The organism is Streptodolium elevatio (assembly GCF_040649515.1).
In the GTDB taxonomy this organism is placed as follows: Bacteria; Actinomycetota; Actinomycetes; order Streptomycetales; family Streptomycetaceae; genus Yinghuangia; species Yinghuangia elevatio.
The window spans coordinates 90252-110902 of record NZ_JBEZFP010000011.1; the positions used below are offsets into that span (position 1 = coordinate 90252).

Annotated in this window: 20 protein-coding genes; 3 read left to right on the forward strand and 17 right to left on the reverse strand. The window is 71.7% G+C overall.

Annotation, left to right across the window (positions count from 1 at the left end):
* Positions 1–16: 16 nt before the first annotated feature.
* Together AB0C36_RS06665 and AB0C36_RS06670 are read right to left on the reverse strand one after the other, a co-directional pair.
* Positions 17–1513 carry a PH domain-containing protein gene (locus tag AB0C36_RS06665; protein ID WP_358350207.1) on the reverse strand — a complete coding sequence of 499 codons (1497 nt, stop codon included), beginning with the start codon at positions 1511–1513 and terminating at the stop codon, positions 17–19.
* Positions 1514–1526: 13 nt separating this feature from the next.
* Positions 1527–2015, reverse strand: coding sequence for a PH domain-containing protein (locus AB0C36_RS06670; protein ID WP_358350210.1), 489 nt, complete (start codon positions 2013–2015; stop codon positions 1527–1529).
* A gap of 82 nt (positions 2016–2097) precedes the next feature.
* Between AB0C36_RS06670 and AB0C36_RS06675 the strand changes: the two genes are divergently transcribed.
* Entirely contained in the window at positions 2098–3249 is a 1152-nt protein-coding gene (locus AB0C36_RS06675) for an NADH-quinone oxidoreductase subunit D (RefSeq protein WP_358350213.1), read from the forward strand.
* 46 nt (positions 3250–3295) lie between these two features.
* On the opposite strand, the gene AB0C36_RS06680 is transcribed toward AB0C36_RS06675, so the two are convergent.
* The 4 genes from AB0C36_RS06680 to AB0C36_RS06695 all read right to left on the reverse strand — a co-directional run bounded on the left by AB0C36_RS06680 (position 3296) and on the right by AB0C36_RS06695 (position 7358).
* Positions 3296–4855 carry a hypothetical protein gene (locus AB0C36_RS06680; RefSeq protein ID WP_358350216.1) on the reverse strand — a complete coding sequence of 520 codons (1560 nt, stop codon included), beginning with the start codon at positions 4853–4855 and terminating at the stop codon, positions 3296–3298.
* Positions 4856–4962: 107 nt separating this feature from the next.
* Positions 4963–5910, reverse strand: a complete 948-nt coding sequence (locus tag AB0C36_RS06685; RefSeq protein WP_358350217.1) for an ABC transporter substrate-binding protein — start codon at positions 5908–5910, stop codon at positions 4963–4965.
* A gap of 12 nt (positions 5911–5922) precedes the next feature.
* Complete coding sequence (locus tag AB0C36_RS06690; protein ID WP_358350219.1) at positions 5923–6588, reverse strand: ABC transporter permease; 666 nt, start codon at positions 6586–6588, stop codon at positions 5923–5925.
* Entirely contained in the window at positions 6585–7358 is a 774-nt protein-coding gene (locus AB0C36_RS06695; RefSeq protein ID WP_358350248.1) for an ABC transporter permease, read from the reverse strand. Before AB0C36_RS06695 ends, AB0C36_RS06690 begins: the two co-directional genes overlap by 4 nt.
* A 200-nt stretch (positions 7359–7558) precedes the next feature.
* Between AB0C36_RS06695 and AB0C36_RS06700 the strand changes: the two genes are divergently transcribed.
* Positions 7559–8725: an ABC transporter ATP-binding protein gene (locus tag AB0C36_RS06700; protein WP_358350251.1), complete on the forward strand. Its 1167-nt coding sequence runs from the start codon at positions 7559–7561 to the stop codon at positions 8723–8725.
* Between the two features lie 42 nt (positions 8726–8767).
* On the opposite strand, the gene AB0C36_RS06705 is transcribed toward AB0C36_RS06700, so the two are convergent.
* The 11 genes from AB0C36_RS06705 to dacB all read right to left on the reverse strand — a co-directional run bounded on the left by AB0C36_RS06705 (position 8768) and on the right by dacB (position 19720).
* The gene (locus tag AB0C36_RS06705; protein ID WP_358350221.1) at positions 8768–9259 is read right to left on the reverse strand and encodes a DUF3180 domain-containing protein; all 492 of its coding nucleotides are present in this window, start codon (positions 9257–9259) and stop codon (positions 8768–8770) included.
* Positions 9256–9786, reverse strand: a complete 531-nt coding sequence (gene folK, locus AB0C36_RS06710) for a 2-amino-4-hydroxy-6-hydroxymethyldihydropteridine diphosphokinase (protein WP_358350254.1) — start codon at positions 9784–9786, stop codon at positions 9256–9258. The genes AB0C36_RS06705 and folK overlap by 4 nt, the downstream gene beginning before the upstream one ends.
* 23 nt (positions 9787–9809) lie before the next feature.
* Entirely contained in the window at positions 9810–10169 is a 360-nt protein-coding gene (gene folB, locus AB0C36_RS06715; protein WP_358350257.1) for a dihydroneopterin aldolase, read from the reverse strand.
* A gap of 300 nt (positions 10170–10469) precedes the next feature.
* Entirely contained in the window at positions 10470–10937 is a 468-nt protein-coding gene (locus tag AB0C36_RS06720; protein ID WP_358350224.1) for a nuclear transport factor 2 family protein, read from the reverse strand.
* On the reverse strand, positions 10934–11764 hold the full coding sequence (gene folP, locus AB0C36_RS06725; RefSeq protein ID WP_435838998.1) for a dihydropteroate synthase: 831 nt from the start codon (positions 11762–11764) through the stop codon (positions 10934–10936). Before folP ends, AB0C36_RS06720 begins: the two co-directional genes overlap by 4 nt.
* Before the next feature lie 324 nt (positions 11765–12088).
* A complete protein-coding gene (gene folE, locus AB0C36_RS06730) occupies positions 12089–12697 on the reverse strand; it encodes a GTP cyclohydrolase I FolE (RefSeq protein WP_435838997.1) in 609 nt (202 codons plus the stop codon).
* Positions 12698–12699: 2 nt separating this feature from the next.
* Positions 12700–14775, reverse strand: coding sequence for an ATP-dependent zinc metalloprotease FtsH (gene ftsH, locus AB0C36_RS06735; RefSeq protein WP_358350227.1), 2076 nt, complete (start codon positions 14773–14775; stop codon positions 12700–12702).
* A gap of 357 nt (positions 14776–15132) precedes the next feature.
* A complete protein-coding gene (hpt, locus tag AB0C36_RS06740) occupies positions 15133–15699 on the reverse strand; it encodes a hypoxanthine phosphoribosyltransferase (protein WP_358350229.1) in 567 nt (188 codons plus the stop codon).
* 71 nt (positions 15700–15770) lie between these two features.
* The gene (gene tilS, locus AB0C36_RS06745) at positions 15771–16751 is read right to left on the reverse strand and encodes a tRNA lysidine(34) synthetase TilS (RefSeq protein ID WP_358350231.1); all 981 of its coding nucleotides are present in this window, start codon (positions 16749–16751) and stop codon (positions 15771–15773) included.
* Between the two features lie 253 nt (positions 16752–17004).
* Entirely contained in the window at positions 17005–18132 is a 1128-nt protein-coding gene (locus AB0C36_RS06750) for a zinc-dependent metalloprotease (RefSeq protein ID WP_358350234.1), read from the reverse strand.
* An 85-nt stretch (positions 18133–18217) separates the two neighbouring features.
* Complete coding sequence (gene dacB / locus AB0C36_RS06755; RefSeq protein ID WP_358350237.1) at positions 18218–19720, reverse strand: D-alanyl-D-alanine carboxypeptidase/D-alanyl-D-alanine endopeptidase; 1503 nt, start codon at positions 19718–19720, stop codon at positions 18218–18220.
* A gap of 304 nt (positions 19721–20024) precedes the next feature.
* Here dacB and AB0C36_RS06760 point away from each other — a divergent pair, with 304 nt between their 5' ends.
* Positions 20025–20516: an inorganic diphosphatase gene (locus AB0C36_RS06760; RefSeq protein ID WP_231773328.1), complete on the forward strand. Its 492-nt coding sequence runs from the start codon at positions 20025–20027 to the stop codon at positions 20514–20516.
* Positions 20517–20651 lie beyond the last annotated feature (135 nt).

Genomic DNA, 20651 nt, shown 5'->3' on the forward strand with positions numbered 1-20651 from the left:
GACGATGCGTCAGATATTAGCGATCGATCCTTTCAGGGGAACCCCCAGAGTGCGCCGACCACCTGTGAGGCCCCTCTCCTCGACGTCCGATACGCGACCTTTCAGCCTGTTCGTCCACCAGTTGCGACGCCTCGTCGGCGTCCCGGAGCTGGGCGGTGACACGTACCGGACCCGGCGTCGAGTCCAAGTGCACGGTCGCCAGACCGAGCAGGCGCTCGATCGGCCCCTGGGTGCGGCGTACGCTCTGCACCTTCGCGTGCGGGATGACATCCGTCTCCCGCTGGAAGACCCCGCGCCGCACCACGAACACCCGGTCGTCGGCACCGCAGAACATCCGGCGGCGACGTACCGGGCTGTGCCAGCGGGCCCGCTTCGGCACCGGCGTCAGCGGCACCGACCCGACGTCGACCCCGGGCAGGATGCGTCCGAGCACGCCGAGCGCCACCTCGCGCGGGGCGACCGGCAGCAGCGTCGACTCGTGGTGGTCGGTGCCGTCCTCCTGCGCCCCGTAGCCGGCGACGTTGACCTCGACCCGCACCCAGCCCTTCCAGCGCCACAGCAGCGGCTGCACGATCCGGACGGCCTGTACGCGGCCCGGCGGCACGGTCTGGTGGCGGTGCTCGATCAGACCGTGGGCCAGCCGCAGGCCGTCCGGCGACTCCGACAGCGTGAAGTCGAAATAGCGCAGCACGCGCCCCGCGGTGAACTGCCAGGCCGCGATGAACAGCGGGATGAAGCCGAGCAGCAGCGCCTCGTTGCCCATCACGACGCCCGCGACCACCAGGCCGACCGTCGGGACCAGGAAGGCCCACGCGGCGAACGACAGCAGCACGGACCCGATCAGCACCGGCATCGGCACGACCACGAGCGGGTGCTCCGGCGCCTCCCCCGCGTCCGGGCGCACTCCGGCCGCGCGGGCGAGCAGTTCGGCGCGGAGCAGGGAAGCGTCCGACTCGCGGACGTACGCCAGCGACCCTTCGGCCGAATCGCCGCCCGCGACCTGGAGCTTCAGCTCGGCGAGGCCCAGCAGGCGGGCGATGAACGGGCGTACGACGTCGACCGCCTGAAGGCGCCCCAAATGCACGTGCCTGGTCCGCCGGAACAACACGCCGGAATCAATCCGCAGGTCGTCGTCCTCGATGCGGTAGACGGTGAACGCCCAGCTGAGCAGCCCCCACAGCAGCGCCCCGAGGAACACCGAACCGGCCACCATCACGCCGAGCCGGGTCTCCTGGGTGCGGGCGGCGTGCTGGCCGAAGATCGCGATGACCACCGCCATCGCCTTCCACCCCTTCGCCACCGGGGTCAGGGGGTGCAGGCGGCGCGGTTGCGCGCTGTCGGAGCCGTGGGCGCCGTGGGGGCTCTGGGTGTCGTGAGTGCCGTGAGCGTCGTGGGTGCTGTCCGCGCTGTCCTGAGGGTCCGGACGGCCCGGACGGTCCGGACGGTCCGACGGGACGGCGGGCGACGGCGGGCCCGGCCGCGCCGTACCGCGCTCGGGGTGGTCTATGGTCATGGCGCGTCCCGCCTCACAACCCGGCCGAGCGGGCCTCGCCGCGTTCGGCGAGGCGGTCCCGCAGGCGGGCCGCCTCCTCCGGCGGCAGGCCCCGGATGACCGCGTCCGTGCCGGCCGACGCGGTGTGCAGCTTGATGGTGGCGATGCCGAAGCGCCGCTCGACCGGCCCGGCCGTGACGTCGACGAACTGCATGCGGCCGTAAGGCACCACGGTCAGCCGGCGGAACTGCACGCCGTGCGCGATCAGCAGGTCGTCGGCGCGTTCCGCGTACCGCCACGAGCGCTGGTTGCGGCGCAGCGCGCTCACCCCCCACACCAGCCCCACCAGCACCGCGGCGACGATCAGCGCGCCCAGCCAGGCCGCCACGAACAGCGCCGCGAGCACAGCGCCGGCAACCGCGATCGGCACCATGGCGCCCACCAGGAGGAACCGCCGCACACGGAACAACTGCTCGGAGACGGGATGCCACGGCTGCTCGGGAGGTGCCAGGGCGTGATCCATGCCTTTCAGCGTATGCGGCCCCGTTCCGAACAGTGGGCACACAATCCGGGCAGGCGCCCGGAAGCCTGGCAAAATCTGCCGCATGACAGAAGCCACCCTGGGCGTCGGGATCGGCGCGGACCAGCTCGACACCACCGACATGGTGCTCAACATCGGTCCGCAGCACCCCTCGACGCACGGGGTCCTGCGGCTGCGCCTGGTCCTCGACGGCGAGATGATCCTCAGCGCCGAACCGATCGTCGGCTACATGCACCGCGGCGCGGAGAAGCTGTTCGAGGTACGCGACTACCGGCAGATCCTGGTCCTCGCGAACCGCCACGACTGGCTCTCGGCCTTCTCGAACGAGTTGGGCGTCGTGCTCGCCGTCGAGCGCATGCTCGGCATGGAGGTGCCGGAACGCGCGGTCTGGGCGCGCACGCTGCTCGCGGAGCTGAACCGCGTGCTGAACCACATGATGTTCCTCGGCTCCTACCCGCTCGAACTCGGCGCCATCACACCGATCTTCCACGCGTTCCGGGACCGCGAGGAGATCCAGACGGTGATGGAGGAGATCTCCGGCGGGCGCATGCACTTCATGTTCAACCGGGTCGGCGGGCTGAAGGAGGACCTGCCCGCGGGATGGCTCGGGCGCGCCCGCCACGCGGTGGCCGAAGTGCGTTCGCGCGTACCGGTGTTGCGGGACCTCGTGCACGGCAACGAGATCTTCCGGGCGCGGACCGAGGGCGTGGGGGTGCTGTCCCCGGAGATGGTGCGGGCGTACGGCGTGAGCGGGCCGATCGCGCGGGCCTCGGGGGTGGACTTCGACCTGCGCCGCGACGAGCCGTACCTGGCGTACGCCGAACTCGCCGACGTCCTCAAGGTGGTGACCCGCACGGAAGGCGACTGCCTCGCGCGGTTCTCGTGCCTGCTGGACCAGGCGGACAACTCGCTCGACCTCGCGGACGCGTGCCTCGACCGTCTCGAGGCGCTGCCGGCCGGGCCCATCAATCTGCGGCTGCCGAAGGTACTCAAGGCACCGGAGGGGCACACGTACGCGTGGACGGAGAACCCGCTCGGGCTCAACGGCTACTACCTCGTGTCGCGCGGCGAGAAGACGCCGTGGCGCATGAAGCTGCGCTCGGCGTCCTACAACAACGTGCAGGTGCTTTCGGAGATGCTGCCGGGCTGCCTGGTCGCGGACATGGTGGCGGTGCTGGGCTCGATGTTCTTCGTGGTCGGCGACATCGACAAGTGAGCGGCGCACCGCCGCGGCGGACCGCGGGTCAGGCGGGTCAGGCGGGTCAGGCGCGGCGGCGCTCGTCGACGATCCTGGGGAGCTGCTCGGTGTCGTCGTGCGCGGTCAGGTCGACCGGGATGGGGCGGCCGGTGCGCGGCTCGTGCGTCACCAGCGCTCGCGGCCCCGCCTCGACGACCCGGGGCCCGGCGTCGCGCGGGGCGCGCGTGGCGGGTCGCGTGGCGGCCGCCGGCGCCGAACTTCGGTCGGATTCCGGGGACTTGGCGGCAGCGACGGGCTGGGCGGGCGCGGGAGCGCCGGCGTCCGTCGGCGCGGCGGCCGTCCCGGCGGATGTGGTCGTGTCGGGTCCGCCGGCCTCGGCCGCGGTCAGCTGACGTCCGAAGAAGTCGAACGAACTCGTGTTCTCGGGACGGGACATGCGCTGGTTCGTGGCGCGCACCGTGTCCGCGACGTCGCGCAGCACGCGGGCGACGGCATCGTCGGCGGGCAGCGCGGCCACGGCCGGTTCGAGGGATCCGACGCCGAGGTCGAGCACGGGCGCTTCCGGTACGGCCGACTGCGGTACGGCGACCTCGGCGGGCGGACGCCGGACCGGGAGCCGGGCGGCGGGGAGTTCGGGACGCGGAGCGATCGGATCCGCCGGAGCGGCCGGTTCGGCGGACCGGAGCCCGTACATCGCGGCGGCGTACGCGGGCACCAGACCCTCGACGGTGATGGGGCGGTGCCGGACGTTGGGGATCTCGGGCGGAGCCGGGGCGGCTTCGACGGGCTCGGCGACGTCCGGTGCGGCAGGTGCGACCGGGTCGCTCGGTTCGCTCGGTTCGGTCCGCTCGGCCGGTTCGGTGGGGGCCGCGGCCTGCGCCGGAATCGGGGCCGGGGTCGGCGTCGAGGCAGGCACCGGGCTCGGAGCAGGCGTCGGGGTCGGGGTCGAAGTCGGGGTCGAAGTCGGGGCCTGCGCCGACGTGCCAGCCGGGGTCGCGGTCCGCTCGCCGCTGCCGCGCTCCAGGTTCCGCAGGGACGCCGCACCGCGTACGAGGAGATCCCGGGTCAGGCGTACCGGAGGACGCGACGGGAGGTCCCAGACCAGGGCGTCCAGCTCGGCGGCGTGCTTCTCGGCGGCGGCGGCGCGGGCCTCGGACTCGGCAGCGCGGCCTTCCGCCCGCTTGGCCCGGCCCTCCGCCTCGTCGGTGCGGGCTTCGAGTGCCTTGGCGCGGGCCTCCAGCTTGGCGACCCGCTCGCGCAGCCGGGTCTCGCCCTCCCGCAGTCGCGTCTCGCGTTCGCGGACCGTGGCCAGTTCCCGTTCCCGGCCGGCGAGCCGGGTCATGGTGTCGGCGTGCGCCTCGCGGGCCTCGCCGAGCTGATCGTCGAGGCGCTCGCGCTCGCGACGGCGGGCGGCCAGATCCTTGCCGTAGCCGATCCGGCTCTGGCGCAGCAGCGCGACGACAACCGCCGCGGACACCACCGCGCATATGACCGCGACGCGAAGCACCCCCGCCCCGCTGCCTGTTGCCGCGAGAATGACCGCTATCAGCGCAGGGGCAAGTGCCGCGGCCAGCACGGATATGCGCATGAGGGCGGAGGACTGGCGGTGACGTCCACGAGGCATAGATGTGACCCTAACGCGGACGCCTACACGAACGCATGGCGCCACACCGGATTCTGATGATGTATCGACAAATCAAACCTCGTTTTGCGACGAACGGCGCGCAGCGGTCAGATCAAGCCTTTTTCCGTCAGGTAGTCCTTGACCACCGTGGCCGGCCGACGGCGCTGCTGGTCCACCTTCTTGTTCATCTCGGCGAGGTCCTCGGTCGTCAGCACCGGCGACAGCTTGTCCAGAATCGGCAGGACCTTCGCCGCGTCGCCCTCGTACGCGACCGGCACGATGTTGTCCGCGTTCTGGAGCTTGCGGTCGTCGGCGAGCAGCACGAGGTCGTACCGGTCCAGCGTCGCGTCGGTCGTGGTCACCAGCGCCATCTGGTCGCGCCCCTGCTGCACCGCCTGCTTGGACGCCGCCGTGCCCACACCGAGCGGGTCGACGCCGCTGACCTTGATGCCGTACGTCTTCTCCAGGCCCGGCGCGCAGAACGGCCGCACCTTGCACTCCTCGCCCGCCGCGATGGTCACCGGGATCCCGGAGGCCCCCAGGTCGGACAGCGTCTTGAGGTTGTTCTTCGCGGCGAAGTCCCGGGTCACCGCGAAGGCGTTCTGGTCCACGGCCAGCGTCGGCACCCCGACGCGCAGGTTCTGCTCGGCGGCGAGGCGGCTGAGCACCTCCATCGTCGCGCCGATGTCCGGCGAGGCGACGGGTGCCGCGTCCGGGCCGTTCTCCTTCAGGTTGAGGAACTCCGCGAGCGTCGCGGCGTAGTCGGGGGCGACCGAGACCTCGCCCTTCGCGAGCGCGGGCTCCAGCAGTTCACGGTTGCTGACGGTCTTCACGTACGCGTCGACACCGCCCGCTTCCAGCAGTTGCCGGTACAGCTCGGCGAGGATGCGGCTCTCGGTGAACCCCGACGAGCCCACCGCAATCCCGCTGCCGCCGGTCCCGACCGCCTTGTCGAGCAGCCCGCACCCGGTCACGCCGCAGAGCAGGGCCGCGACGGCGCCGAGCGCGGCGGCACGGCGGCGGATACCCCGCCGTACGCGGTCGGTCGACAACAAGTCCCGCTCCCCTCAGCCCTGCCGGGGCGTGCGTGCCACGGCCTTCTGCGCCAGCGCGAACACGCCCTCCACCACCAGGGCGAGCACCGCGACCAGGAACGCCCCGGCCACCACCTGCCCTTGGTCCTGGAGTTGGAAGCCCGCGGTCACGATGCGCCCGAGGCCGCCGCCGGCGACGAGCGCCGCGAGGGTCGCGGTCGCCACGACCTGGACGGCCGACGTACGCAGCCCGGTGACCACCAGGGGCAGCGCGAGCGGCAGTTCGACCCGCCACAACGTCTGCGTCCCGGACATGCCCATGCCCTTGGAGGCCTCGACCACCTCGCGGTCGACGCCGCGCATTCCGACGTACGCGTTGGTCAGGATCGGCGGGATCGCGAACAGCACCAGCGCGACCACGGTCGTCGTCGTGCCCATGCCCAGCGGGCTCAGGCCGAGGAGCGCCAGCACCGCGAACGTCGGCACCGCACGCCCGATGTTGGAGATGTTGACGGCGAGCGCGCCGCCCTTGCCGATGTGGCCGAGCCACAGCGCGACCGGCAACGCGATCGCCGCGGCGACGGCCAGGCAGCCGACGGTGAGCAGCACGTGCTCCAGCAGGCGCTGCCACACGCCGTCGCTGCCCGACCAGTTCGCGCCGTCGGTCAGCCAGTCCCATGCGGACTCGATGGTGTTCACGCCACCGCCTTGGGGTGTGCGTGGGTGTCGTCGATCCCGACGTCGGCCGTCGGGCCGGGCACGAACGGCGAGTCCCGCTTCCACCGCCGCTTCTTCGCCCCCGCACGCTCCCACGGCGTCAGGAGCCGCTGCACGAGCAGCAGCAGGAGGTCGAACGCGACCGCGAGCAGCACGCACAGCACCGACGCGGTGAGCACCTGCGCCTTGAACTGCGTGTCGATGCCCGTCTGGATCAGGTTGCCGAGGCCGCCGGACCCGACGACCGAGCCGACCGTCGTCAGGGCCACCGTCGAGACGGTGGCCACCCGCAGCCCGGCCATGATGGTCGGCAGCGCGAGCGGGAGTTCGACGCCGAAGAGCAGGCGGACCGGGCCGTACCCCATGCCGCGCGCGGCCTCGACGGCGTCGGCCGGCACCGCTCGCAGTCCCGCGAGGGTGTTGCCGACCAGGATGGTCAGCGAGTAGAGCGTCAGGCCGATCACCACGGTCGACGGGTCGAGGCCGGAGAACGGCTGGAGGATCGCGAACATCGCGAGGGACGGGATCGTGTAGAGCACGGTCGTCGTACCGATCACCGGGATCCCGGTCCTGGGCCAGCGGCGCACCACGAGCGCGAGCGGGAACGCGATCAGCATGCCGAGCACCACGGACACGACGGTGAGCACCACGTGCGCGCGAAGCGCCGTGGAGATGTCCGGCCAGTACTCACCGACGTACTCGCCGCAGATCCACGCGTTCCGTTCCAGGCAGTCCCCCGACGAGGCCGCCATGTCCGATGCCGTCACGGCCGCACCGTTACCCGCGCCCTGCCCCTTCACACACATATTCCCGGGTGTCACATGCGCCACGGCATGGCCGTGCGTGCACGGGGTATTGGTCACCCGGACCGCACCGGGAAGGCGACCGCATGCCCAGCTCGCACGAGACGAACCCGCCGACGGACGGCGCCGCGGAGGGCGAACGTCCTGTGATGATCCGGCTCGACCGGGTCTCCAAGCGCTACCCGGACGGCACCGGCGCCGTCGAGGACCTGTCGCTGGACGTCGCGGAAGGCGACCTGGTGACCCTGGTCGGACCGTCCGGCTGCGGCAAGACGACCACCATGAAAATGGTCAACCGGCTCATCGAGCCGACCTCGGGCCGCATTCTGATCAACGGCGAGGACATCACCCGGCGCGACCCGGTCAAGCTGCGGCGCGGCATCGGGTACGTGATCCAGTCCGGCGGCCTGCTGCCGCACCGCACGGTCCTGGACAACACCGTCACCGTGCCGTCGCTGCTGCGCTGGGACCGCCGCAAGGCCAAGGCCAGGGGCCGCGAACTCCTCGAACTCGTCGGCCTGGAGCCGGACACGTACGCGGACCGCTACCCCCACCAGCTCTCCGGCGGCCAGCGGCAGCGCGTCGGCGTGGCCCGGGCGCTGGCCGCCGACCCGCCCGTCCTGCTCATGGACGAGCCGTTCGGCGCCGTGGACCCGGTGGTGCGGGACCGGCTGCAGACCGAGTTCCTGCGCCTGCACGCGGAGCTGAAGAAGACCGTGCTGCTGGTGACGCACGACATCGACGAGGCGGTCCGGATGGGCGACCGCATGGCGGTCTTCGCGCCCGGCGGCCGGATCGAGCAGTACGACACCCCGCTCGCGGTGCTCGGCTCCCCCGCCAACGACTACGTCGCCGACTTCGTCGGCGCCGACCGCGGCCTCAAGCGCCTGGCCGTCACCCCGATCACCCCCGACGACCTCGAACAGCCCCCGGTCGTGCGCCTCGACGACAGCCTCACGCACGCCCGCGAGACCCTGCGCGCGGCGGACGCGCGCTGGGCGGTCGTGCTGGACGCCCAGGGCGACCTGCACGGGTGGATAGACGACCGCGAGCCGATCTCCGGCAGCGGCACGGTCCGCGACCGGGCGCGGCGCATGGAGGCGTGGGTGCCGGCCGACAGTTCACTGAAGGCGGCGTTCGGCATGATGCTGCAGTACGACGCGGGCTGGATCGCGGTCGTCGACGGCGGGCGCTTCCTCGGCGTGCTGACCCCGCAGCGGCTGCACGAGGCGCTGCGGCGCTCGGTCGGGGCCGAAGAGGCGGGCATCCCCCCGGAGCACGTCGTGCTGGAGACGATCGACTCCATCATCGACTAGGCGGTCGACCGGAGCGGCGGTCGACCGGGCCGGTGGTCCGGGTCAGCGGGGTGCCGCTCCCGTGGTGCCGCCCGGCTCGTCCGGGTCCTCCGGCACGCGGCACACCTTCTCCAGGAACAGCGCGGCGAGGATCAGCAGCACTGCCGCCGCGACCGAGAAGCCGCAGCGCGCCGCCTGTTCGCGGCGTGCGTCGTTGTCGAGGTGCATCCACAGGTACAGGCCGTAGCCGCCGTACAGGCCCGCGATGAGCGCGGCGACCAGCGAACTGGCCTTCGCGAAGACCACCGCGCGGGCGGCGGTCAGCGGGTCCACAGGCCGGGCGTCGCGGCGCCGTTCGCGCTGCGCCTTGAACCGGGTGCGCAGCGAGAGGCCCGTCGAGAGGGCCACCACCGCGAGCAGCAGCAGCACGAACGGCGCGAGCACCGGTACGCCGGGCGGCGTGCCCCGGGTCAGCCACAGGTCGACGGCGCCGTACGAGAGCGCCCCGGTGGCCAGGGCCAGGCCGAGCAGGATTGCGGGGCGCGTCGGCTTCACTCGGGGAGCCTCAACTCCAGGTCGTCGCGGCGTTCGACGCCCGTGCGGCCGAGTTTCGCGAGCAGGTCCGCCGCGCGTCCCTGGCCCGGGATCTCCGCGGCGGGATCCGCGTCGACCCAGGGGGCGAGCACGAAGGCCCGCTCGTGGGCCCGCGGGTGAGGAATCGTCAGCTGCGGGTCGTCGGAGACCCGGTCGGCGTAGACGATGATGTCGACGTCCAGCGTGCGCGGACCCCAATGCTCGGTGCGCACCCGCTGGAAGGCCTCCTCGACCGCGTTGGCGCGCTCCAGGAGCATCTCCGGGGGCAGGAACGTGTCGACCAGGATCACCGCGTTGAAGTACGCGGGCTGCTCCTCGGGGCCGCCCACCGCCTCGGTCACGTACAGCGGTGAGACGACGTTGACCCGGATGCCCGGGGTGTCGGCGAGCGCGTCGATCGCGCCCTGCAGGTTTTCTCTGCGGTTGCCCAGGTTGCTGCCCAGCGCCAGCACGGCGCGGTGGGGGCCGCTGACGGCCTGCAACCGCATGAGAGTGTCCGTTCCCAGATCCGTCACACACGACTCCGAACAATCGTCACGGTCACATCGTCGAACGGCACCGTGATCGGGGCGTCGGGCTTGTGCACGACCACCTCGACCTCCTCGACCTGCTTGTGCTCCAGGCAGGCGTCGGCGATCCGCTGCGCCAGCGTCTCGATGAGGTTCACCGGTTCACCCTGCACGACGGCGACAACCTGCTCGGCGATGACACCGTAGTGCGCGGTGCGCTCCAGGTCGTCGCCGGAGGCCGCCGGCCGGGTGTCGATGCCGAGCACGAGGTCGACGATGAACGTCTGACCCTCCTCGCGCTCGTGGTCGAACACCCCGTGGTGCCCGCGGGCCTTGAGGCCCCGCAAAGCGACGCGGTCCAGCATCAGGTCGCCCTCCTCGGCGCTCTACTCTCTTCCGGCGCACTCGGGGGCTTCACGCTGGTCCTCGTCAGGTCCTCGATCGCCTTGGTGCCCTACGAATGTACCCATGCACACCGACGCGACTCCCCGGGTGGGGTGCCGTCGGGCGCCTCCGGGCGCAGTGATACGCAAAATGCCAACCGCCGTACCCCACCCGGTGTTCCCCAGGGCACCGACTGTTCACGCCCGGCCCGGGAAATCCGGCCGCGAGGCCCCTTTCCAGGGGCGACGCGGCCGGGCCGTCGGCAGGCGACATGTGGTCTAGATCTCGTCCTCGGCGTCCGCCTCGGCCAGGACCGGGGAGGCGTGATGCAGCCACAGCCGCCAGTCGCCGTCCTTCCGGCGGAAGATGTTCGTCACCACGGCCTGGCCGCCCGCGAAGCCGGTGTCGTCGCCGCCGTCCTCCTCGCCCATGCCGGTCAGGAGACTCGCGGTGCAGGACAGGATCGCCACGTCGCCGTCCAGGGTCACCTGCACGTCGGTGAGGAAGAACTGCACGTAGCTGGTGTTGGCCATGATCAGGGCGTACGACCGCAGCACCTCGGCGCGGCCGCGCAGCACCGGCCACCCGGGGTGCACGCAGGTGATGCCGGCCGCCTCCGGGCCGTCGGCCCATATGGCGCCGAGGCGGTCGAGGTCGCCCTCCTCCACGGCGGTCCACAGCGCCAGGTTGAGGTCGCGTACCTCGGCCTGGTCGGGGGACAGCAGCTCGTCCTCCGGGCCGGTCATCGGGCCGCCTGCCAGGCCGCCGCAACCCGAACCGCGTCCCGCGAGGCCGGAACCTCGTGCACCCTTACCCCCCATGCGCCGGACGCCGCCGCGAGGGCGGTCACCGCGGCGGTCGCGTCGTCACGGCCGCGCGGCGGGCGCAGCCCCTGGTCGTCGGCCAGCAGCCGACCGAGAAACGCCTTGCGGGACGCGGCCACCAGCAGCGGGCGGCCGAGTCCGGTCAGTTCCGGCAGCCCGGCGAGGAGCGCCCAGTTGTGCTCGGCGTTCTTCGCGAACCCCAGACCCGGGTCGAGGATGACCGCCTCGGGGTCGACCCCCGCGTCGACCACCCGGTCCATGCGCCGGGCCAGTTCCGCCCGGACGTCGGCGACGACGTCGTCGTAGTGCGCCTTGTCCTGCATGTCGCGCGAGTGCCCGCGCCAGTGCATCACGACCACCGGCACCCCGGTCGAGGCGACGAACGCCGCCATCGCGGGGTCGGCGAGGCCGCCGCTGACATCGTTGACGACCGTGGCCCCGGCTTCGACCGCGGCCTGTGCCACCTCGACGCGCATGGTGTCGACGCTCACGATCGCGCCCGCCGCGGACAGCTCCCGGACGACCGGGACCACCCGCCGCAGTTCCTCGTCCAGCGGCACGCGCTCGGCGCCGGGGCGGGTGGACTCGCCGCCCACGTCGATCAGGTCGGCGCCCTCGGCGATGAGTGCGTGGCCGCGGGCGATCGCCTCGGCCGGGTCGAACCACATGCCGCCGTCGGAGAACGAGTCGGGGGTCACATTGACCACGCCCATGACCGCGCAGCGGCCGAAGTCCGGGAGTCCTCGCACGGTTGGTGGCCTCGGATCCCGCTCAAGGCCCCGGCCGGTGCCCCCCTCGGACTTGGTCGTCGCTGTCATGGCCCCAAGCGTAGGGGCAAAGGCCTGCCGCCCAGCCCAGGCGCCACGGTGCGGCGCGGGGCGTAAACAGCCGGAAAGCACAACACACCGGGCATGTGCCCGGTGTGCGTGGCGACTCCTGGGGCGTACGGGGCCTCTTCAGGCCGCCGCCGACGGCCTGACGGACTGTCAGCGCCGCGAGGCCGCCGCCCTGGGATCCGGCAGGTGCCGGGCGGCGCTTCCGGGCGGTGGCCCGGACCCACGCCGGTTCGAGGGTCAGCGCTGCAGGATGAGGCTCATGGCCTCGGCGCGCGTCGCGGCGTCCAGGAGCTGGCCGCGCACCGCCGAAGTGACGGTCTTCGCACCCGGCTTGCGGATGCCGCGCATGGTCATGCACATGTGCTCGCACTCGAACACGACGATCACGCCGCGCGGACGCAGGATGCGCACCAGGGCGTCCGCGACCTGGGTGGTCAGGCGCTCCTGGACCTGCGGCCGCTTGGCGTACACGTCCACCAGGCGGGCGAGCTTGGACAGGCCGGTGATCTGGCCGTCCTCGGAGGGGATGTAGCCGACGTGGGCGACGCCGTGGAACGGCACGAGGTGGTGCTCGCACGAGCTGTAGACCTCGATGTCCTTGACGAGCACCATCTCGTCGTGGCCGAGGTCGAACGTCGTGGTGAGGACGTCCTCGGGGTTCTGCCGCAGTCCGGCGAATATCTCGCGGTACGACCGGGCGACGCGGGCGGGCGTGTCCTTGAGCCCCTCGCGGTCGGGGTTCTCCCCGACCGCGATCAGCAGCTCGCGTATCGCCCGCTCCGCGCGGTCCTGGTCGAACTCACCCACGGCGCCTCCGCCGTCGAGGGTGACCGGGTCGATCGTCACGTTCAGTTCTCCGCAGCGTCAGACGGGCCTTCTGGCACGGCCGTGCCGGTGGTCCCGCCGGTGGTTCCGGTGGTGGTCCCGCTGGTGGCGGCCCCGCCCCCGTTCAGCACCGCGCCGCTGCCGTTGACGGTCAGTTCCTTGGGGGTCATGACCGGCGGACGGCTGGAGGGCGTACGGCGGCTCGACCCCGTCCACGCGGGGCGGGCCGGACGCTTGGTGACCGGAGCGAAGATCTCCGCGACCTCGTGGCGGTCGAGGGTCTCCCGCTCCAGCAGGGCGAGGACGAGGTTGTCGAGCACGTCGCGGTTCTCGACGAGGATTTCCCACGCCTCGTTGTGCGCCGCCTCGATGAACCTCTTGACCTCTTCGTCGACGATAGCCGCGACCTCTTCCGAGTAGTCGCGCTGGTGGCCCATCTCACGGCCGAGGAACGGCTCGGAGCCGTCCGTGCCGAACTTGATGGCGCCCAGCCGCTCGGTCATGCCGTACTGCGTGACCATCGCGCGGGCCAGGCCGGTCGCCTTCTCGATGTCGTTCGAGGCACCGGTCGTCGGGTCGTGGAAGACCAGCTCCTCCGCCGCGCGCCCGCCCAGCATGTACGCCAGCTGGTCGAGCATCTCGTTGCGCGTGGTGGAGTACTTGTCCTCCTCCGGAAGCACCATCGTGTAGCCCAGGGCCCGGCCGCGGGACAGGATCGTGATCTTGTGCACCGGGTCGGTGTTGGGCAGCGCGTGCGCCACCAGGGCGTGGCCGCCCTCGTGGTACGCGGTGATCTTCTTCTCCTTGTCGCTCATCAGACGCGTCCGCTTCTGCGGACCGGCGACCACGCGGTCGATCGCCTCGTCGAGCGCCTTGTTGTCGATGAGCTTCTCGTTGCCGCGCGCGGTGAGCAGCGCGGCCTCGTTCAGCACGTTCGACAGGTCGGCACCGGTGAAGCCCGGGGTGCGCTTGGCGACCGCGCGCAGGTCGACGTCCTCGGTGACCGGCTTGCCCTTGGCGTGCACCTTGAGGATCGAGAAGCGGCCCTCCAGGTCGGGGCGTTCGACGGCGATCTGCCGGTCGAATCGGCCCGGGCGCAGCAGCGCCGGGTCGAGGATGTCGGGCCGGTTGGTGGCCGCGATCAGGATCACGCCGCCCTTGACGTCGAAGCCGTCCATCTCGACCAGCAGCTGGTTGAGGGTCTGCTCGCGCTCGTCGTGGCCGCCGCCGAGACCCGCACCGCGGTGCCGGCCTACGGCGTCGATCTCGTCGACGAACACGATCGCGGGGGCATTGGCCTTGGCCTGCTCGAACAGGTCGCGGACACGCGAGGCGCCGACACCGACGAACATCTCGACGAAGTCGGAACCGGAGATCGAGTAGAACGGCACCCCGGCCTCACCGGCCACGGCACGCGCGAGGAGCGTCTTGCCGGTTCCGGGCGGGCCGTACAGCAGCACGCCCTTGGGGATCTTGGCGCCGACCGCCTGGAACTTGGCCGGCTCCTGGAGGAACTCCTTGATCTCGTGGAGCTCCTCGACGGCCTCGTCGGCCCCCGCGACGTCGGCGAACGTCGTCTTGGGGGTGTCCTTGGAGATGAGCTTGGCCTTGGACTTCCCGAAGTTCATGACCCGGGAGCCGCCGCCCTGCATCTGGTTCATCAGGAACAGGAAGACGATGACGATCAGGGCGAACGGCAGCAGCGAGAAGAGGATGCTGACCAGTGCGCTCTGCTTGCCGATCTTGACCGTGTAGCCGTCCGGGATCTTGCCCTCGGACGCCTTCTGGGTCAGCAGGTCGGCGATCGTGTCGCCCTGCTGGTCGTTGAGGTACGAGGACTTGATCTTGCCGCTGCCCTCGATCTTGACCTGTTTGCCGTCCGGGCCCTTCTTGAGCAGCGACAGCTCGACCGCCTGGTCGTTACCGCCGATGATCTTGGCGCTCTGGACCTGGTCCTTGTTGATCGCCTCGATCACTTGGCTCGTGTCGACGCCCTTGTAGCCGCTCGACCCGCCGACGAGCTGCATCAGGACGAAGACAGCAAGTACGGCCAGCACGACCCACATGATCGGCCCGCGGAAAATGCGCTTGACGTCCATTCATGCGGGGCTATAGCCGCCCCGTCCCTCCTGCCAGCTCCTTACCCGGGGACCTGATGGCCCCAGGCTCACTGCCCTGCTCCGATGTCGCCCACGAAGTGTCACCGCTTGTGTGCCACTGCGTATGAAGGTACACCGGCGGTCGCCCAGGCACCGCGCCGCGCGCGCCCTACGGCGTCGCGGCGCGGAGACGACTCCCACCGACCCGTCCAACGTGGGGGTGTGTTCCGTTGTTCCCGGTTCCCGGCGCGAGCACGGGGTAACCGGGGATTCGAGCGTACGGGGCAGCGGGCGGCCTCGGTGACCGGGCCCGGACCGGACCCGGCTGCGGGCGGCGGGTGCCGGTCGGCGGCCGGGTCAGTGCGGCTTGGCTCCGGCGTACACGTGCTCCGCGAGGGTGCCGACGAAGGGCAGGTTGCGGTAGCGCTCGGCGTAGTCCAGGCCGTAGCCGACCACGAACTCGTTGGGGATGTCGAAGCCGAGGTACTTGACCGGGATGTCGACCTTCGCCGCCTCGGGCTTGCGGAAGAACGCGCACACCTCGAGCGAGGCGGGGCCGCGGGACGCGAGGTTCGCGAGCATCCACGAAAGGGTCAGGCCGGAGTCGATGATGTCCTCGACGACCAGGATGTGCCGGTCGACGATGTCGGTGTCGAGGTCCTTCAGGATGCGGACGACCCCGGACGACTTGGTGCCCGACCCGTAGGACGACACCGCCATCCAGTCCATCTTGACCGGCGAGTGCATGGCGCGGGCCAGGTCGGCCATGACCATGACGGCGCCCTTGAGCACACCCACGAGCAGGACGTCGCGGCCCTCGTAGTCGCGGTCGATCTGCTCGGCAAGCTCGCGCAGCTTGGCGTTGATCTCTTCCTCGGTGACCAGCACGCGCGCGAGGTCGGTGCCCATGTCTTTCTCGTCCACCAGTGCTCTTCCCTAACGAGTGTCCTGTGCAGTCCCCGAGGTGGGGGCCCCGGCGCCGAGCACGCCGCGAGTCAAAGCTGCGAGGGCCGGTGGAAGAGAAGCTTTCCACATCGCCGACGTATCTCGACGCCGCCCGGCAGGTTGATGGGCCCTTGCCCCCGCCACGAAATCACCAGCCGCTCGACCATGTCGACGTGCCGCGCGAACAGGTCGCCGGGCGGGGAGCCCGCGCTCACCGCGCTGCGGCGCAGCACGCGGCGCCGGATCGCGGCGGGCAGTTCGGCCAGGGCGAAGACGTCGAGACCGCCGTCGTCGAGGGTGAGATCGGCCTGCACCCGGTCCGCCCACGCGTCCAGCGCGTCGGCGTCGTCGCGGAACAACCGCGCGGTGCGGGCGAGCGATTCGCTGATGCCCGGGCCGAGGGCCTTCTCCAGGATCGGCAGCACGTCGTGGCGTACGCGCGCCCTGGAGTACGCCGGGTCCGCGTTGTGCGGGTCGTCCCAGGTCGCGAGGTTCTGCGCGTCGCACGCGGCCCGGGTCGTGTCGCGGTCGATGCCCAGCAGCGGCCGGCGGTAGTGCCCCATGGCGACGGCCATGCCGGCGAGCGAACGTGCGCCGGAGCCGCGCGCGAGGCCGAGCAGGACGGTCTCGGCCTGGTCGTCGAGGGTGTGGCCGAGCAGAACGGCCTTGGCGCCGTGCCGGGCGGCGGCGATGTCGAGCGCCTCGTAGCGGGCGGAACGGGCCGCGGCCTCGGGGCCGCCGCGCCTGCCGACGCGTACCCCCAGGGCTTCGACCGGGTCCAGGCCCATGTCGCGCAGCCGGGCGACGAGGTCGACCGCGCGCCGGGTGGAACCGGGCTGCAGGCCGTGGTCGATGGTGATGGCGCCGACCCGGATGCCGGCCCGGGGGGCCTCGAAGGCGGTGGCGGCGGCAAGCGCGAGCGAGTCGGCGCCGCCGCTGCAGGCGACGAGAACGAGGTCGCCCGGGTTGAGCGGGCGCAATATTTCACGGACGGCGACGCGGGTCGCGGCGACGGCGGGGTGCGGTCCCACGCTCTCCTCCTGGGGTTGGCGGGCTCCGAGCGGGCGGGCCGGGAACCGGGCCGCGGCTTGCGCACTCCAAGGTCCAGGCGGGCCGGTCCATACGGGCGAAAAGGCACGCCCGAGCCTGCAACAAAGTTACGGCACGCACTGGCCCGACCGCGTGAAGCTTTCGGAGTGTCGCACCGGAAAGTAGTCAGGCGGATACGCTCAGTGTTTCCCCGATGGCCCCGGAACCCCCGCGAACCCCTCGGCCAACCGCCGGTCAGGTGGTCCCGGGACGCGTCCCGTGCACCCGGTCCACCCAGGTCTGCGGGTCGGCGATCTCACCGCGCGTCGGCAGCGTGTTGGGCGAGGTCCACACCCGGTTGAAGCCCTCCATGCCCACCTGGTCGACGACGTTGCGGACGAAGCGCTCGCCGTCGCGGTACTGCCGGAGCTTGGCGTCCATGCCGAGCAGCTTGCGTAGCGCGAGGTCGAGCCGCCCGGTGCCGCGCGCCCGGCGCTGCTGGAACTTCTCGCGGATTTCCGAGACGGTCGGGATGACCTGGGGGCCCACGCCGTCCATCACGTAGTCGGCATGGCCCTCCAGGAGCGACATGACCGCCGTGATGCGGTGCAGGATCTCGCGCTGGACCGGCGTCTGCACCATCTCGACCAGCGAGCCGTCGTTGCCGTTCCTCGCCTCGGCGCCCTCGTCGCCGCGGCGTCCGGCCACCAGCGCCTGGGCCGCCTCGCGGAACCGCCGCATCATCGCGGCCGGGTCGACCTCGGTCTCGGTGAGGAAGGCGTGCACCTCTTGTTCGAGGTGGTCGCGCAGCCAGGGGACGGCGGTGAACTGCGTGCGGTGGGTCTCCTCGTGCAGGCAGACCCACAGCCGGAAGTCCGTGGGGTCGACGTCGAGTTCGCGTTCGACCTGGACGATGTTGGGGGCCACCAGCAGCAGTCGGCCGGCGTTGCCCGGCGCGGCGTCGGCGGCACCGGGGGCGAAGGTCTCGTACTGGCCGAGCACGCGCGCGGATAGGAACGACAGCAGCGTGCCCAGCTCGATGCCGGTCACCTTGCTGCCCACGCCCGACAGCGCGTTGCCGCCGGGGATCGTGTCGCGCCGCTCGTTGACCTTGTCGAGGAGCGGCCGCAGGACGTGCCGGAAGCCCTGCACGTTGGCCTGCACCCAGCCCGCCCGGTCGACGATGAGCACCGGGGTGTCGTTGCCACGCGTGTCGAGCCCCGTGAAACCGCGGACGTGCCCCTCGGAATCGGCGGCGTGCACCCGCAACTCGGCGACGACGGCGCGGGCCTCGTCGCGACTCACCTCGGGCCCCGGGCGCACCAGCCGGTTCGCCGTGGAGACGGCCAGGTCCCAGTCGATCATGTCCGCACCGCTCGTCATACGGCCACCGTACGTGCAACTGCGGTCCCCGCGCTGCGTAGGACGGCAAAGGAGCGACCGAAAGGCTGTGCGGATACGCCCGCGGTCAGCCCGCCGCGGCGACGACGGGCGTACCGCAACCGCAGCCGGCCAGTGCGGTGGCGAGGCTGTCGAGGGCCGGGCGCGCCACGTCCGGGGCGCCCTTGACGCCGTCCGCCAGGAACGCGAAGGCGAGCAGGCGTCCGTCCTTGTCGCGGACCAGGCCCGCGAGCGTGCTCACGTTGGTCAGCGAGCCGGTCTTGGCGCGGACGAGCCCGGCGCCGGCGAGCGAGCCGCGGTCGTCGAAGCGGTCCTTGAGGGTGCCGGTGAAGCCCGCGATCGGCATGCCGGTGAGCGTCGGGCGCAGTTCGGGACGGGCCGGGGACGCCGCGAGGGTGATCGTCTGGGTGAGCACGGCGGGCGGCATCTTGTTCTGGTTGTCGAGCCCGCTGCCGTCGTTGAGGTCCAGCGCCCCGAGGTTGACGCCGAGACCGGTCAGGACCTCGCGCACCGCCTGCTCGCCGCCCTCGAACGAGGCCGGCTTGCCCTTGGCCACCGCGATGTGGCGCAGCAGGGCCTCGGCCATGTCGTTGTCGCTCGCGGTCATCATCTGCTCGACGAACTCGGGGACGGGCGGCGACTGGACGGCCGCCAGCTGGGTGCCGGGCGCGGTGGGCGCGCCGGCGGCGCCGGTCGGGGGCGCGTTGCCCGCCGCGGGCGTGCCGTTGACCGCGATGCCCTGCCTGGCGAGCAGTTGCGCGAACTGCTGGGCCGCCTTGGCCGACGGGTCGGCCACCCGCTTGCCCGGGCCTTCGGCGATCTTGCCGTCGACGCGTCCCTCGTCCGTGGTCAGCGGGACGACCAGTGCGATGTTCTCGTTCGGCCCGATGGGGTGCTGCGCGGTGCCGCTGTAGAGGGAGTTGTCGTACGCCAGCTTCAGCGAGGTGACGCCGGCCGCCCGCAGGGCCGCCGCGGTGGCCTCCGCCAACTGGTCGAGGCGCGCGGGGGCGTAGCTCCCGGCGTACTGCGTCCCGTCGAGTGCGGTGAGGGTCGGGTCGCCGCCGCCGACCAGCACGATGGTGCCGGGGTCGGCGCCCATGACGACGCGGGTGGTCAGCCGCATGTCGGGGGGCAGCGCGGAGAGCGCCGCGACGGCGGTGACGATCTTGGTGGTGGACGCGGGGGTCGCGCCACGGTCCGCGCCCACGCCGTAGAGCGGCTGCCCGGTCACCGCGTCGACGACGGAGACCGCGGTGCTGCCGCCCAGGGACTTGTCCGCGAGCAGCGGGTCGAGGATCGCCTTCACGCCCGCGTCGGTCGGGGCCGGCCCGGCGGGGTCCACGCCCACCGGGAGCAGCACCGGCGGTGTGATTCGCCTCTCACCCGCGGCCGTGCCGCCGTTACCGGAGCCGTCCGCACCGACGGCCGACTGGACGCCGCCGCTCTTGTCGCCGTGCCGCTCGGCGACGCGGTAGCCGTCCTTCCACGGGCCCGCCGCCCATACCGCGAGGACCGCAAGGAGGATCCCCAAGATTGCCGCCGCCAGGGCCGCCGTCCTCACCCTGGGCACGCGCGACCAACCCCTCTCACACCGTTTCGACAGATCCACTTCGGCAGCCCGGACGGGCATGCGAGACACTGTCAGCAGACTAGGTTCTGTTCGGGACTCCGGCAGGACTCCCGTCACCCTCATGGGGGGTGCGGGACGCTCCCACCGAAACACCGTCCACCGTGTTCTGCGCGGCGGAAGGCCGGGCTTTGGCCCGGTGCGGGTGTCCGATGTCCGCGAGGGGTCATGTCGGGATCCTTCCGGAGCACCGCGGACTTCACGGACAGACCCTAACGATCCCGGCCGAACAATGGATGGAGGAGCCTTGGAGTTCGACGTCACCATCGAGATCCCTCGGGGTTCGCGGAACAAGTACGAGGTGGACCACGAGACCGGCCGCATCCGGCTCGACCGCATGCTTTTCACCTCGACGCGGTACCCGGCCGACTACGGCTTCATCGAGGACACCCTGGGTGAGGACGGCGACCCGCTGGACGCCCTGGTGCTCCTGGAGGAGCCCACCTTCCCGGGTGTGCTCATCCGCTGCCGCGCGATCGGCATGTTCCGCATGACCGACGAGGCCGGCGGCGACGACAAGGTCCTGTGCGTACCGGCGACGGACCCGCGCATGGAGCACCTCCGCGACATCCACCATGTTCCGGAGTTCGACCGCCTGGAGATCCAGCACTTCTTCGAGGTCTACAAGGACCTCGAGCCCGGCAAGTCCGTCGAAGGCGCCGACTGGGTCGGCCGCGTCGAGGCCGAAGCCGAGGTCGAGGCGTCGTTCAAGCGCCTCAAGGAGTCGGGCCACCACTGACCGGTGTGTCGGTGGGCCCGCGAGGGCGGCCTGCGGCTTGACCGACGCGACGCCAACGGCCGGTGGAACCGGCCACAACGGATCGACGACACGTTCATCAGCCTCCACGGGCCCGCCCTGACCGTGTGGCAGGAC

What these genes read in the sequence shown, in the direction of transcription:
- folK (WP_358350254.1), bottom strand. Translation starts at nt 9,786, where the DNA reads ATGCGGTTGCAGGCCGTCAGCGGCCCCCACCGCGCCGTGCTGGCGCTG.
- AB0C36_RS06750 (WP_358350234.1), bottom strand. Translation starts at nt 18,132, where the DNA reads ATGACGAGCGGTGCGGACATGATCGACTGGGACCTGGCCGTCTCCACG.
- AB0C36_RS06680 (WP_358350216.1), bottom strand. Translation starts at nt 4,855, where the DNA reads ATGCCTCGTGGACGTCACCGCCAGTCCTCCGCCCTCATGCGCATATCC.
- AB0C36_RS06720 (WP_358350224.1), bottom strand. Translation starts at nt 10,937, where the DNA reads ATGACCGGCCCGGAGGACGAGCTGCTGTCCCCCGACCAGGCCGAGGTA.
- AB0C36_RS06695 (WP_358350248.1), bottom strand. Translation starts at nt 7,358, where the DNA reads ATGGCGGCCTCGTCGGGGGACTGCCTGGAACGGAACGCGTGGATCTGC.
- AB0C36_RS06665 (WP_358350207.1), bottom strand. Translation starts at nt 1,513, where the DNA reads ATGACCATAGACCACCCCGAGCGCGGTACGGCGCGGCCGGGCCCGCCG.
- AB0C36_RS06670 (WP_358350210.1), bottom strand. Translation starts at nt 2,015, where the DNA reads ATGGATCACGCCCTGGCACCTCCCGAGCAGCCGTGGCATCCCGTCTCC.
- ftsH (WP_358350227.1), bottom strand. Translation starts at nt 14,775, where the DNA reads ATGGACGTCAAGCGCATTTTCCGCGGGCCGATCATGTGGGTCGTGCTG.
- AB0C36_RS06675 (WP_358350213.1), top strand. Translation starts at nt 2,098, where the DNA reads ATGACAGAAGCCACCCTGGGCGTCGGGATCGGCGCGGACCAGCTCGAC.
- AB0C36_RS06700 (WP_358350251.1), top strand. Translation starts at nt 7,559, where the DNA reads ATGATCCGGCTCGACCGGGTCTCCAAGCGCTACCCGGACGGCACCGGC.